We start from the raw sequence: 13237 nt of genomic DNA, 5'->3' as shown, positions 1-13237 counted from the left end.
ATTGAGGTATCTACCAATAATAGAGGGTAGAAACATCAACTTTCGGCATTCAAAAACGTTATGATTACTAACGTATTGCCTATGTCTACCTTTCAACATTTGCACCTTGAAATTCCAAGGTGTGAAAAGCCAAGAGTCGTTGTAATTGGCGGTGGATTTGCCGGAGTCCAATTGGTCAAATCCCTTCGAAAACTCCCTTATCAAGTAGTACTTCTCGATCGGCATAACTATCATACTTTTCAGCCGCTACTTTACCAGGTGGCGACCGCGGGTCTTGAGCCCGATTCGATTGCTGGTGCTCTCAGACAGCTCTTTGAAAAGCATGAGGACTTCTATTTCAGAATGGCCAGGGTTACGGGGATAGACTTGGAAAAGAAGTGTATTAAGACACTTGTCGGAGAACTCGACTACGACATGTTGGTGATCGCCAACGGCTCTAAGACGAATTACTTTGGAGATAAGAAAATGTATGAGCGGACCTTCCCTATGAAACAGGTTCCTCAGGCACTCGATCTTCGAAGCCACATGCTGCAAAACTTTGAGCAAACCGTAATGTCACCAGACCCCGATGAGCAGGATCGCTTAACCAATTTTGTTATTGTTGGAGGAGGACCGACAGGCGTAGAGGTTGCCGGAGCACTGGGTGAGCTCAAAAAGCATGTACTCCCTAAAGATTACCCTGATATTGATTTTGACATAATGAAACTCCATTTGGTTGATGGCGGACCAAGGCTCTTAGCAGGCATGTCTCAAAAGTCGAGCGACAAGGCCATGGAGTACTTAAAAGAGTTCGGGGTCGATGTAAGAACGGACACAAGGTTGGCAGACTATGATGGGAAGGATGTAACACTTACAGATGGTACCGTTATACCTGCCAAAACAGTCATCTGGGCTGCAGGAGTAACCGGAAATATTATTGATGGCCTGCCCGAAGGTACTGTCGAACGTGGTCGTATCCTTGTCAATGAGTTCAACCAGTTGAAAGGTTATGAAGATGTTTATGCCATTGGAGACATCGCCATGATGAAGACAAAGGACTATCCAAATGGGTTTCCAATGGTGGCACCCGTAGCCATGCAACAAGCCGAATACTTAGGCAAAAACCTAAAGCGAAAAATTAAGGACAAGCCGTTTGTTCCTTTTAAATACAAAGACAAGGGATCGATGGCTACGATAGGAAGAAACCGTGCGGTGGTAGATTTACCAAAGTTTCATTTTGGAGGTTTTGTTGCCTGGCTGGTTTGGATGTTTGTTCACCTGATGTCTATTGTGGGCTTCAGAAACCGCCTGGTTGTGCTAAGTAATTGGGTTTGGAACTACATGACCTACGATCGGGGTACACGACTCATCATCAGAACTTTTCTCCGGAACCATAAATACAAGCACGGAGATACCCTTTAGCCTCCACAGATAGACGCAGACTACCTCTCGTTAGAAAGCATGCTTTATAATGCTTAAAGTTTGCTTATTTTCCGTTCAGGAAATGAGAAAAAAGCGGCTCTACTGGACACTTCAAATATTGGGTTGGGGAATTTATTTCTTCGTCAACTTCATTACTATGTCCATTAATCCACAAAATCTGGATGAGGCAACCATGCGTATCTCAAGAATTGAGGTGATGATTCACTCTCCTCTTTTGCTCATGTGCTCTCATTTTATTCTAAGAGAGATCATCATAAAGCGGGGTTGGCTGCAAATCAACATCGCAAGAGTAATACCCAGGATCCTTGGCATAATCGGACTCTCCTCTTTAATTGTTGTAGTTCTTTCCTTTGCCCTTTATGGTCTAGTAGGAGCCCTTACTGTAGGACCTGCTTTGCCCACTGATATACTGTTTGCCTTCATCACCTTTGTGATTCTATATGTGATTTGGTCGACCGTCTATTTCCTATACCATTTTCTAGAAACTAACACCAGATCACTCAAGTATGAGGCTGCCATGAATGAAATGCACCTCAATCAGTTAAAATCGCAATTGAATCCACACTTTATTTTCAATGCGCTTAATAGTATGAGAGCTTTGGTAGATGAAGAGCCCAGCAAGGCTAAGATTGCTATAACTCAGTTGTCGAACATTCTCAGGAACTCACTGATTACGGATAAGAAAAGGGTGGTCAGTTTTGGTGATGAGTTAAATACTGTGAAAGACTATCTAGCACTAGAAAGTATAAGGTTTGAAGAACGACTTGAAGTGAGCTACCAGATAGACCCTAAATCTGATGGCTATGAAATTCCTCCCATGATGGTCCAGACGCTCGTTGAAAATGCAATCAAACATGGTGTTTCTAACCTGATGAAAGGTGGCCTTATTGAAATTCAGTCCATTGTGGAACACTCCATTCTGATCTTGAAAATTAGGAATAGCGGACAACTCGTCAATGGGCAAGTAAAAAGAGGTGGCCGAAAGGGCGTAGGCCTAATTAATACCAAGGAAAGACTAAAACTGATCTACGGAGAGGCTGCGTCATTTCGTATTTACAATGAAAATAATAAGTTTGTTGTGACTGAGGTGAAAATACCCCAGCGCATTTAAAAATAGAAACCAATGAGAGCACTGATTATTGATGATGAGAGGTTAGCCAGGAAGGAATTGACCAATCTGCTACAAGAATATCCTGAAATTGAAATAGTGGGAGAAGCAGTAAATGCGGAAGATGCTGAGGAAAAGATTCAAAGCCTTCAGCCAGACTTACTCTTTTTAGATATTCAGATGCCTGGTAAAACTGGTTTCGAGTTATTGGAAACGTTGGACTCAGTACCAGATGTTGTCTTTACGACTGCCTATGATGAGTATGCGCTGAAGGCTTTTGATTTTAATGCGCTTGACTATTTGTTAAAACCAATCGAGCCAGACAGATTGAAAGAAACCATAACTAAACTGATCAACCGCCCTAAAAAGGAAGCTGTTGCAGAAGTAGTGAGCGACCAGAAACTCGGCCCGCAAGATCGTGTTTTTGTCAAAGACGGGGATAAGTGCTGGTTTGTAAAGCTGGAGAATATCAGACTATTCGAATCAGACGGTAACTACATCAAAATCTACTTCGACAACTTTAAGCCGATGATTCATAAATCATTGAATGCGCTAGACGAAAAGCTTGACGATAGATCTTTCTTTAGAGCAAGCCGAAAACATATTATCAACCTTACCTGGGTAGAAAGCATTGAGTCTTGGTTCAATGGAGGCCTGATGGTAGTGCTTCGTGGTGGAGATAAAGTTGAGGTAAGCCGTAGACAGGCAGCAAGGTTTAAAGAGATGATGAGTCTATAATGCTCAACTGAAATTATACATACCCAGGCACTTCTGCCTGGGTTTTTTTATGCTCTACTTAATTTCGCTATCTTTTTGATAATGAATCTTCGGAAAAAACTCGACATCATCATTTTTGGAACCGACACCCCTGCCGGAAAAGCATTTGATGTTGGTTTGCTGATTGCCATTTTGATCAGTGTACTAGCTGTTATGCTAGAAAGTGTCGAGTCGATTGAAAAGAATTTCGGAAATGTCTTCCGCATAGTAGAATGGGGGCTAACCATACTCTTCTCCCTTGAATATCTGACACGGATCTACATTACCGACCGGAAAAGGGGATACATTTTCAGCTTCTATGGGCTCATTGATCTGCTTTCCCTCTTGCCTACCTACTTAAGTCTCATTTTTGCAGGCACACAATATCTGCTGGTCATCCGTGCCTTAAGGCTTCTAAGAGTATTTAGGATTTTGAAGTTGGGACGTTTTGTTGGTGAAGGAGAACAACTGGCAAGAGCACTTAAGTCTAGCCGCCATAAGATTACTGTTTTCATGGCCACGGTGGTCATGCTCGTAGTGATGATGGGTACCATTATGTACCTGGTAGAAGGTGGTGAAAATGGTTTTAGCAGTATCCCTAGAAGTGTTTATTGGGCCATTGTCACGCTTACCACGGTTGGGTATGGAGATATTGCCCCCCAGACTATTCTGGGTCAAACCATAGCGTCATTCGTGATGATCCTTGGTTATGCCATCATTGCTGTGCCAACGGGTATTGTTACCGTAGAACTAGGAAAGGACAAGAAGAAAAGGGAGCAAGTCACTTGCGAAAATTGTGGTCAAAAAGGACATGATAGCAATGCCGTTTTTTGCAAGTTCTGCGGTGAAATGTTGGATAATTGAGCAAGCCCAAACTGGATGTTTACACGCCCGAAGAAGAGCAGGCAAATGCCTTAACTCATGCCACAGGCATCGTTTTGGGCCTCGTAGGATTACTGCTCGTCATAATTAAAGTACCAGTGCATGACGCTGCCCGATTTTGGAGTTGCATTATCTTCTGTGTGAGCATCATCTTGCTTTATGCCGCTTCTACCGCATACCATTCTGTAAAGGCCAAGAAACAAAAGTACTTGTTTAAGCAACTAGATCATATTGCCATCTACATCCTAATTGCTGGCACATTCACTCCTTTTGCCTGGGGAGTACTGGGAAGCGAAGCTTTCGGTATCAATATGCTCTTGGGTGTATGGCTCATTGCACTGGCAGGGATTATCTTTAAAATCTTCTTCACTGGGCGATTCGAGGCTATTTCCTTGCTCTCTTATTTAGCAATGGGTTGGCTGGGGTTCCTGATGTTTGACCGGATTTCTACAATCCTTGGCTCCGAAGTGGTCAACCTGATGATCTATGGTGGTGTATGTTATACTACGGGGATTATATTCTACTTGATGAGGCGACTCAAATATCACCATGCCATTTGGCACCTGTTTGTTCTAGGGGGTACTAGCTTTCACTATTGGGCTGTACTCAATCATATTGTCTATTAATCGTATTTCACATACTCTTCCCATTTGGTGAGTACACTCTGAAAGTCTTCAGGAAGTTCGGAATCAAACTGAACAAACTTCTTTGTTCTTGGGTGTACAAAGCCAAGGGACTTGGCATGCAGTGCCTGCCTTGGGATCATCTTAAAGGCATTGTCAACGAAAGACTTGTACTTGGAAAACTGTGTCCCTTTAATTACCCGATCGCCACCATAAGTCGCATCATTGAAAAGCGGATGGCCTAAATACTTGAAATGAGCTCTGATTTGATGTGTTCTACCAGTCTCAAGGTTACACTGAATCAATGAAACATAGCGTAGCTCTTTAAGTACCTTGTAATGGGTAATGGCGGTTCTTCCTCGAGAGCCATCTTCAATGGCAACCGTAACACGTCTGTCCTTTTCGCTCCTCCCTAAATTCACATCAATGGTTCCCTCTTTTGCTTCGGGTGTTCCCCAGATTAGGGCATAATAAGTGCGCTCAATACTGTGATCGAAGAACTGCTTCGCAAGGCTCTTCATGGCCATTTCCGACTTTGCAATTACCAAAAGACCCGAAGTACCCTTGTCTATACGATGCACCAAACCCGGCCTTCCGTCATTGCCCTCCATTGTTGGTAACTGCTGAAAGTGATAAGCAAGTGCATTGACCAAAGTCCCTGACCAATTATTATAGGCAGGGTGTACCACCATCCCGGGTTCCTTATTGACGATCAGTAAATCATCATCTTCATAGATAATGTTTAAAGGAATGTCTTCCGGAATGAGCTCACTCTCCCTTGGGGGTTCTGGCAAGGCAACCACTATTTCATCCTCGGGATGCACCTTATAATTCGGCTTTACATCATTGCCATTGACTTTTACAAAGCCATCTTTGATTCCCTGCTGTACTTTATTGCGCGTAACATTCGGAAGTCGGTCCATTAAGAACTTATCAATACGATAAGGCTCCTGGCCCGGATCGCAGACAATTCTATGGTGCTCAAATAAATCGCCTTCTTCCAATTCTTCGCTCATGAGATAGCTTTAAAGTCAAGCAAAGATATGACTAACTTCGCAGTGTGGAAATTATGCCCTCTCCAGTTCAGGAAATTAAGGAAGAGCTCTTCAAAGAGAAGGGGGTTCAAGTCTTTATAAAGCGCGAAGACCTCAACCACCCCACGGCACCTGGAAACAAGTGGCGGAAGCTTAAGTATAATTTAGAGGAAGCTAAGCGCCAAGGACATGATACACTGCTCACTTTTGGCGGTGCTTATTCAAACCATATCTATGCCGTGGCTGGGGTAGGTAAAGCTCATGGTTTTAAGACAATCGGAGTCATTCGTGGTGAAGAAACGCTACCATTGAATGACACCCTCAGCTATGCTGCTTCTTGTGGTATGAGAATACACTACTTAAATAGGACTCAGTATCGGGACAAAGATTCAGCCAATGTAAAGCAAACATTACAATATGAGTTTGGTGATTTCTATACTATACCTGAAGGTGGCACCAACAATTTGGCCATCAAGGGTTGTACAGAAATCATCTCTGAATTAGAAGAAGACTACAGCCACTACTGCCTCTCCGTAGGCACTGGGGGCACCATATGTGGAATTATTCAAGGCTTAGGGGGAAGTGGCAGTATTCTAGGCTTTTCTTCTCTGAAAGGCTCTTTTCTGACTGCTGAAGTCGAAAAACTCAACTCGGAATACGTTGATACCGTTTTTGCTAACTGGCAGATTAATAACGATTTTCACTTCGGAGGATATGCCAAAGTCAAGCCTGAATTGCTCAAGTTTACGTCAGACTTCGAAAGCAGGCATCAGATATTGCTCGACCCTGTCTATACCGGGAAAGCTATGTATGGCCTTTATCAACTTATCCACAATGGCCATTTCAAATCTGGAGATCAGATTCTCTTTATCCATACTGGTGGATTACAGGGCAGAAAAGGCTTCGGCTTATAGCTATTTAAGTGGTGATCCTCCCCAGAGCTTAGTGTACTCTTCGCAATGAACAATGATCGTTTTGTACTGACTAAGATCGATTGTAGATGGAATGTCGTAAGTAGCAGCACCTTTATATGCCGTAAGCTTGGCCACAAACACTGGGTCACCGTCCTTTAATGCATTCTTACTTTCAATATCGTCAAAGTCCGCTTTGGATAAGAAAATCTTCAGGTCCGGGGCCTTCTTTGCATTAAAGTCATCTCCAAAAACCACCTGATGACTATCTCCTGACTTTACAATTTTCCAACTGCCTTCAAAAGTTGTCCATCGGCTGTAGTTGTCAAACTCTCCTTGATAAACCACTTCCTGCTGATTCAGAAATGACAGGGATATGAATATTAAAAATGTCGATATGATCTTCATGACTTAAAAATTTCAACCATAACACAGGCCAAGCTCGAAATCGTTCCTTCGAGATTGTCGGCCATGATACTAAGCAAGTAAGTCTTCAAAAACCTCACGCAATTTGCCGAAAGGTTTAATCATAATGTCTCGGCCCTTCAGGTCAAGGCCTTTAACATTGTACTTTGAAACGTAAATTTCATTGAAACCCAATTTCTCGGCTTCGGAAATACGACTCTCAATGCGATTCACTGCCCTAATCTCTCCGCCTAAGCCTACTTCAGCAGCAAAGGCCACTTTCTCGGAGATGGCTACATCATGATAAGAGCTCACCAATGATGCGCAAACTGCCAAGTCAAGAGCAGGTTCTTCAATGCGAATGCCTCCAGCCACATTTAGAAATACATCTTGAGCGCTAAATCTTAAGCCTCCACGCTTTTCTAAGACTGCCAAAAGCATATTCAAACGCTTGCTGTCAAAGCCCGTTGTACTTCTTTGTGGTGTTCCATAGGTCGCAGAACTCACCAAAGACTGAATTTCAATCAATAATGGCCTATTTCCTTCAATTGTAGCCCCTATAGCAACTCCGGTTAAGTCTTCCGCTCTTTGGGAAATCAGAATTTCTGAGGGGTTGGAAACTTGGCGCAGCCCTGACTCTTGCATTTCATAAATGCCAAGTTCAGAGGTTGAACCAAAGCGGTTCTTTACCGTGCGAAGAATTCTATAGGTTAAATGCCGATCGCCTTCAAAGTGCAATACGGTATCGACCATATGCTCGAGGATCTTTGGTCCGGCTATACTTCCGTCTTTAGTGATGTGCCCCACCAAGAATACCGGTGTATTGGTTTCTTTGGCAAATTTCATCAGTTCGCTAGTACATTCTCTCACCTGAGAGACTGAGCCCGCTGCAGATTCAATTCTATTCGTATGCAAGGTCTGGATGGAGTCAATCACTAAAACTTGTGGCGACATCTCCTTGATTTGGCCAAAAATGTTCTGGGTACTCGTCTCAGATAGAATAAAGCAATTATCGCTTTGCACACCGATACGATCGGCACGCATTTTTATTTGCTGTTGGCTTTCCTCTCCAGAAACATAAAGGACTTTCGTCTTGGCCGAACTTAAGGCCACCTGCAGCATTAATGTGGACTTGCCAATTCCTGGTTCACCACCAATGAGGACAAGCGAACCTGCAACAATTCCTCCTCCAAGAACGCGATTTAACTCAGCATCTTTAGTCACGAGTCTGCGTTCGGCACCCTTTTCAATTTCTTTGACATTAACCGGTTTCTGCTTGACGGTGGGCTGATCAGTATCTCTCCATGAAGTCTTGGCTGGGTCTCCTTTCTCTACGACTTCTTCAACATAGGTATTCCATTCGTTGCAGGAGGGGCATTTTCCAATCCACTTAGCCGAATTGGCTCCACAGTTTTGACAGATATAGACGCTTTTTACCTTGGCCATTGAGCAGCAATATAAACGATTTTGAAGCCCTAAGCGAGTAGCTCAGAGATGTCTTCGGTCGTTAGCTTTTTGATGAAACTTTCTTCAGTAGAAATAAGGTCTGAAGCCAGCTTGAGTTTGTTCTTTTGCAAGGCCAGAATCTTCTCTTCGACCGTGTCCCTAGCAATGAATTTATAGGTAAAGACTGTTTTCTTTTGACCTATTCTGTGCGCTCGATCTACTGCCTGCTCCTCAATGGCCGGGTTCCACCAGGGGTCTAATAAAAAGACATAATCGGCCTCGGTTAGGTTAAGGCCGAGGCCGCCTGCACGAAGCGAAATCAGAAATAGCTTAATGTCTTTGTTATTCTGGAAAGCATCGACCTGGCCCTGGCGATCTTTGGTCGTTCCATCCAGATAGGAATACTGAAGCCCCTTATCGTCAAAGTACTTGCGCACGATGGTCAAATGCTTCACAAACTGGCTAAAAATTAAAATCTTATGCCCTTCGCTAAGCGCAGACTCGATCATGTAGCGGATATCTTCCAGCTTACCAGAATCTCCCTCAAAGTCTTCCTCGACCATTTTTGGGTGGTTGGCTATTTGACGAAGCTTTGTCAAACCTTGTAGCAATAGCAATTGCGACTTTTTAATACCACTTGACTCAATAGTATCAAGAATTTTATTTCTGTAGAATGATTTGACCTCTTCGTACTTCTCAGCCTGTTCGGGAGACATTTCACTAAACTTGACACTCTCAATCTTTTCAGGAAGATCTTTTGCCACTTGAGACTTATGTCTCCGCAGAATGAATGGTTTGATGATCACATTGAGCTTGCGCGTTTTCTCAACATCTTGTTTTTTCTCAATCGGCAGTTGGAACTCGTTTTTGAAGTATTTCTCGGCACCCAAAAGGCCTGGGTTAACAAAGCTCAATTGAGACCAAAGGTCCATCGTGCTGTTTTCTAACGGAGTACCAGTTAGAATGAGGCGATGTCGCGATTTGAGTTTACCGACAGATTTCGCTATCAGTGAGTCAGGGTTTTTAATGGCCTGCGACTCGTCCAATATCACATAGTTGAAATAGAATGATTTTAGTATATCAATATCTACTCGGGTTATGCCATAAGAGGTAATCACTAAATCATAATTTGCGAATCGCTCAGGGTTCTTGTCCCGCTGAGTTCCGGCATATATGAGCACTTTCAGCTTAGGAGTGAACTTAGAGGCCTCAATTTGCCAGTTATAGATAAGCGAGGTTGGCATAATGAGCAAGGACGTTTGAATGGCTCCTTCGCTTTTCTGAGATTGTAGTAAGGCCAATGTCTGCACCGTTTTACCAAGCCCCATATCGTCTGCCAGACAACCTCCAAAGCTATACTCAGCCAAAAATCGCATCCAGTTATAGCCCGCCTTCTGATAGGGCCTGAGTTGCCCTTTGAAACCTTCCGGAATAGCATAGTCTTCGATTTCATCAAAGCCTTGAAGCTTTTGAAGCTTTCGGTCCATAGTAACCTGAGCCAACCTTCCGTTTCTCAGGTCTTCTACCAGCGAAAGGTGATGTTTTCGAAGCTTAAGGCTTTGGCCTTGCCCATCTTCTTCAATAAAGGCAAAAAGTTCCGCGTAATCCGTTAGCCAGGCCTCAGGGATCACAGCGATCTCACCATTGGGAAGCTTAATTTCTTTACTCTTTTTATTAATGAGTTTACGAAGCTCATTAAATGAAATCTCGAAGTCTCCGAAACGTACTACAGCATGAATATCAAACCAGTCGATGCTTTCGTTTACCTTAATTTCCAGTGAAGATTCACCAACAAAGTACTTCTTGCGCTCGGCATCGGTCTGCTTGACACTGATATTGTAAGCTTCAAGCACCTCAGCGTTGTCTTTTAGCCAAGAGAAGGCTCTTCCTCGAGACATGGCGACTCTTCCATTCTGAAATTTCAAGCCTGACTCCTGCAGCCGCTGTACCAGGTCTATTTCAGTATCTGCATCACGCCTTACTTTATGGAAAACATAGGAGTCGTCCTTCTTTTCAAGTTTCACCGATGAATTGGGTGCACTTTCATAGGGAAATTGATAAGGGCCATAGTCAAAACCTAGTTTGAAAAGTATTTTACTCTCCTCATCGTTCCCATTCGAATTGCCATTACTAGCAAACAGCTCTCCATTAGTTGTTTGAACAAGTTCTGAAAAAGCAATTACTGGTTTAACGGGGTAACTCTCCGTATTAATGTCAAAACCCTTGGCATATACATCGAAAGAGGCCACTAATTGGGTGACAAACTTTTCGTAATAGGTCTCTTCAACCTTTCTGGGTACTACAATGAACTTTTTATTTAGGAAGGGTCGAAGTTTCTTGCCATCCACATTTTTGGCAAAGCGCAAGAGCTTGTTGCCAACAATCAACCAGGCTGGTTCATGGCACACTAGAAAAGATCCATTATACTGCCATTCCACTTTCTCCCCCTTATGCTTCATAGTAGGGAAGTAGTGGGTGTTTTCCTCGTTTCTTCTAAAGTGAAAGAGGACCGTTGCCTTTTCCTTTTCCCAAGAGATCTCTTTCCAGGCTGGCTCGCCATCGCGGCCCATTTCAAAGATTCTCTTACCATCGAGCCTCTCCAGAATCTTGGCTCTTCTATGCTCGAGGTGATGATGGATAGTATCTTGCAATGCCTTATCGCCCTTTTCCTTATCGTAAACCTTGAAGAAAAAGTCGGCAGGCTTGACTCTTTGCTTGTAGAACTTCAATACAATGGCCTCCTGCTGCATCTCGTCCATTAACTTGATCAGCTCGTAGTCCGTATCGTCTAAACCAGCACCAAACTCTGTGGCATTTTTAGAGGAAATATTCTGATGTTGCAGTGTTAAACGCCCTTTTTCATCGAGTTGAACAACGAAAGATTCGAACAAGTACCCGAGGTACTCATGCTCATAGAGAGAGTAAATTAATTGGAACGGTTGAGCAGTTGAAACCTTCATTTGAATCTTGAGCGAATCGCAAATTAAAGATTTCTCTCAAAGAGAAAAACTGTCTGGTGGAAAGTAAAATGAATTTAATCTAAGTAGGCGATTGGATTGACTTTGGAGGCCAAAACGGCCGGTCTATAAGCTGTCAGAATGGTAATAATCGTAATGCTTAATCCAACCATTAAAAAGTCTGACCACACGATCTTTACGGGGTAAGCCTGATTGACAGCATTTGACATGCCCAGACCTACCAACTCATAGGTTTTCTGAATCCAACAAAGCAATAAACCCAGCGACAAACCAGCCAAGCTTCCGATAACTGCAATGATGACACCCTGTTTGATAAAAATCCCTTTAATCAGGTTTTTAGTAGCGCCAAAGGCGAAAAGGACAGACACATCCCTGCGTTTTTCAATGGCAAGCATAGACAATGAGAAGAAGATGTTGAAAGACGCAATCAGCGTGATAAATGTAAGGGCAATGTAAACAAAGAGCTTTTCGATTTTCACGGCTTTTAGCAACTCAGAATGCTGTTCATCGCTATCCAGAATACGGAACTCATCTCCCAATAAGGTTTGTAAGTCCTTCTTAACCTGTTTAAGGCTTGCATCCTCATTAATGTAGACCTCCACTGAAGTTCGTTCTTCTTTATACCCTAAAACTCGCTTTGCCGCATCAATCGATGTAATCACTAGCGATTCGTCATATGCCTGCTCTACACTGAAAACTGCCGCTGGTTTGACCTTCGTTCTTCTCAATGAATTGGTTGAAAAAGTGGCCTCAGGTCTCAGGTTTCGAGGATAAACGATTTCGATTTCAAAGAGATCATTGTCTAGGAGAACACCCAGTTCATAGGCCACTCCTGCGCCTAGGATCGCAAAGTTCTGATCTGCTTCCTTCAGTTTTAGTTCGCCTTGGAGTAAAAAGGTATCCAACTTATTGGCCTTCAAATAAGCCTCTTCAATGCCCTTGATACTCACCACAACCTGCTGATCGCGATAAGAAACCAAAGCGTTGTCTTCTATTACTTGTGCCGTAGCCGAGACGCCAGAGATTTGGCGAATGTCAGTGATAAATTCATCTGAAACTTCGAAGGATTTTCCCTTCACAGATTCAATTTTCAGGTCCGGATCGAAAGTTTGGTATACCGATCGCAACACATCTTCGAGGCCGTTGAAGACTGAAAGCACAACGATCAATGCCATGGTGCCAATAGCCACACCGATCATAGATACCCAGGAGAGTACCTGAATAAAGTTCTTTGTCTTTTTAGAGCTAAAGTAGCGCTTTGCTATGAAGCTGGAGACGTTCAATCTTCCTCTGATTCTGATGATTCGTCCTTAGGAATATCCAGAGAGCCCAAGATGGCATCCATTCTAGAGGCTGTCTCAGCGGTGCTATCATTGAAGAAGGCCAATTCCGGTATAACCCTTACGTCCTTGCCGATAGCCCTTCCCAATGAGCCTCGGATTCTTGATTTTACGCTATTTAGAAACTCCAAGGACTCCTCAGCAGCGCTGACAGGAAAGATGCTAATATAAAGTCTCGCTAAGCCTAAATCGGGGCTCATCTCAACATCCGTAACGGTAACCAGCTTACCTATGAAATTTCCTGAGTAGTCTTGCTGAATAATCTGACTCACCTCTTTCTGGATCAGTTTAGAAAACTTCTGCTGCCTTTTGCTTCCTGCCATTTTGCAAAT

12 protein-coding genes are annotated in these 13237 nt (G+C 43.3%); 6 read left to right on the top strand and 6 right to left on the bottom strand.

Annotation, left to right across the window (positions count from 1 at the left end; translation table 11 throughout):
* Positions 1–81 precede the first annotated feature (81 nt).
* From BFP97_RS15050 to trhA, 5 genes are all read left to right on the top strand, one after another.
* A complete protein-coding gene (locus tag BFP97_RS15050) occupies positions 82–1401 on the top strand; it encodes an NAD(P)/FAD-dependent oxidoreductase (RefSeq protein ID WP_069843215.1) in 1320 nt (439 codons plus the stop codon).
* Positions 1402–1483: 82 nt separating this feature from the next.
* Positions 1484–2533 (top strand): sensor histidine kinase, encoded by a 1050-nt coding sequence (locus BFP97_RS15045; protein WP_069843214.1) that lies wholly within the window; start codon positions 1484–1486, stop codon positions 2531–2533.
* Positions 2534–2545: 12 nt separating this feature from the next.
* Positions 2546–3268, top strand: coding sequence for a LytR/AlgR family response regulator transcription factor (locus tag BFP97_RS15040; protein WP_069843213.1), 723 nt, complete (start codon positions 2546–2548; stop codon positions 3266–3268).
* A gap of 81 nt (positions 3269–3349) precedes the next feature.
* Positions 3350–4150 (top strand): ion transporter, encoded by an 801-nt coding sequence (locus BFP97_RS15035; protein WP_069843212.1) that lies wholly within the window; start codon positions 3350–3352, stop codon positions 4148–4150.
* Positions 4147–4794, top strand: a complete 648-nt coding sequence (gene trhA / locus BFP97_RS15030; protein ID WP_069843211.1) for a PAQR family membrane homeostasis protein TrhA — start codon at positions 4147–4149, stop codon at positions 4792–4794. Before BFP97_RS15035 ends, trhA begins: the two co-directional genes overlap by 4 nt.
* Here the strand turns inward: trhA and BFP97_RS15025 are convergent.
* The gene (locus tag BFP97_RS15025; RefSeq protein WP_069843210.1) at positions 4791–5807 is read right to left on the bottom strand and encodes an RluA family pseudouridine synthase; all 1017 of its coding nucleotides are present in this window, start codon (positions 5805–5807) and stop codon (positions 4791–4793) included. The two genes, trhA and BFP97_RS15025, sit on opposite strands and share 4 nt — an antisense overlap.
* 53 nt (positions 5808–5860) lie before the next feature.
* Between BFP97_RS15025 and BFP97_RS15020 the strand changes: the two genes are divergently transcribed.
* Positions 5861–6739, top strand: a complete 879-nt coding sequence (locus tag BFP97_RS15020) for a 1-aminocyclopropane-1-carboxylate deaminase/D-cysteine desulfhydrase (protein ID WP_069843209.1) — start codon at positions 5861–5863, stop codon at positions 6737–6739.
* Here the strand turns inward: BFP97_RS15020 and BFP97_RS15015 are convergent, their stop codons facing one another.
* The 5 genes from BFP97_RS15015 to rbfA form a co-directional block, all read right to left on the bottom strand.
* Positions 6740–7144 (bottom strand): DM13 domain-containing protein, encoded by a 405-nt coding sequence (locus BFP97_RS15015; RefSeq protein ID WP_069843208.1) that lies wholly within the window; start codon positions 7142–7144, stop codon positions 6740–6742.
* A 69-nt stretch (positions 7145–7213) separates the two neighbouring features.
* Positions 7214–8587 (bottom strand): DNA repair protein RadA, encoded by a 1374-nt coding sequence (gene radA / locus BFP97_RS15010; protein WP_069843207.1) that lies wholly within the window; start codon positions 8585–8587, stop codon positions 7214–7216.
* 29 nt (positions 8588–8616) lie between these two features.
* Positions 8617–11547, bottom strand: coding sequence for a DEAD/DEAH box helicase (locus BFP97_RS15005; RefSeq protein ID WP_069843206.1), 2931 nt, complete (start codon positions 11545–11547; stop codon positions 8617–8619).
* Positions 11548–11621: 74 nt separating this feature from the next.
* A complete protein-coding gene (locus tag BFP97_RS15000; protein WP_069843205.1) occupies positions 11622–12848 on the bottom strand; it encodes an FtsX-like permease family protein in 1227 nt (408 codons plus the stop codon).
* Positions 12845–13228, bottom strand: coding sequence for a 30S ribosome-binding factor RbfA (gene rbfA, locus BFP97_RS14995; protein WP_069843204.1), 384 nt, complete (start codon positions 13226–13228; stop codon positions 12845–12847). The genes BFP97_RS15000 and rbfA overlap by 4 nt, the downstream gene beginning before the upstream one ends.
* Positions 13229–13237: the final 9 nt, after the last annotated feature.

The organism is Roseivirga sp. 4D4, assembly GCF_001747095.1.
Lineage (GTDB): Bacteria > Bacteroidota > Bacteroidia > Cytophagales > Cyclobacteriaceae > Roseivirga.
Note: the sequence above shows the minus strand (reverse complement) of the source record. Positions and strands in the feature narration are given on the sequence as shown.

What these genes read in the sequence shown, in the direction of transcription:
- radA (WP_069843207.1), bottom strand. Translation starts at nt 8,587, where the DNA reads ATGGCCAAGGTAAAAAGCGTCTATATCTGTCAAAACTGTGGAGCCAAT.
- BFP97_RS15040 (WP_069843213.1), top strand. Translation starts at nt 2,546, where the DNA reads ATGAGAGCACTGATTATTGATGATGAGAGGTTAGCCAGGAAGGAATTG.
- BFP97_RS15025 (WP_069843210.1), bottom strand. Translation starts at nt 5,807, where the DNA reads ATGAGCGAAGAATTGGAAGAAGGCGATTTATTTGAGCACCATAGAATT.
- BFP97_RS15045 (WP_069843214.1), top strand. Translation starts at nt 1,484, where the DNA reads ATGAGAAAAAAGCGGCTCTACTGGACACTTCAAATATTGGGTTGGGGA.
- BFP97_RS15005 (WP_069843206.1), bottom strand. Translation starts at nt 11,547, where the DNA reads ATGAAGGTTTCAACTGCTCAACCGTTCCAATTAATTTACTCTCTCTAT.
- BFP97_RS15035 (WP_069843212.1), top strand. Translation starts at nt 3,350, where the DNA reads ATGAATCTTCGGAAAAAACTCGACATCATCATTTTTGGAACCGACACC.
- rbfA (WP_069843204.1), bottom strand. Translation starts at nt 13,228, where the DNA reads ATGGCAGGAAGCAAAAGGCAGCAGAAGTTTTCTAAACTGATCCAGAAA.
- BFP97_RS15050 (WP_069843215.1), top strand. Translation starts at nt 82, where the DNA reads ATGTCTACCTTTCAACATTTGCACCTTGAAATTCCAAGGTGTGAAAAG.
- BFP97_RS15020 (WP_069843209.1), top strand. Translation starts at nt 5,861, where the DNA reads ATGCCCTCTCCAGTTCAGGAAATTAAGGAAGAGCTCTTCAAAGAGAAG.
- BFP97_RS15015 (WP_069843208.1), bottom strand. Translation starts at nt 7,144, where the DNA reads ATGAAGATCATATCGACATTTTTAATATTCATATCCCTGTCATTTCTG.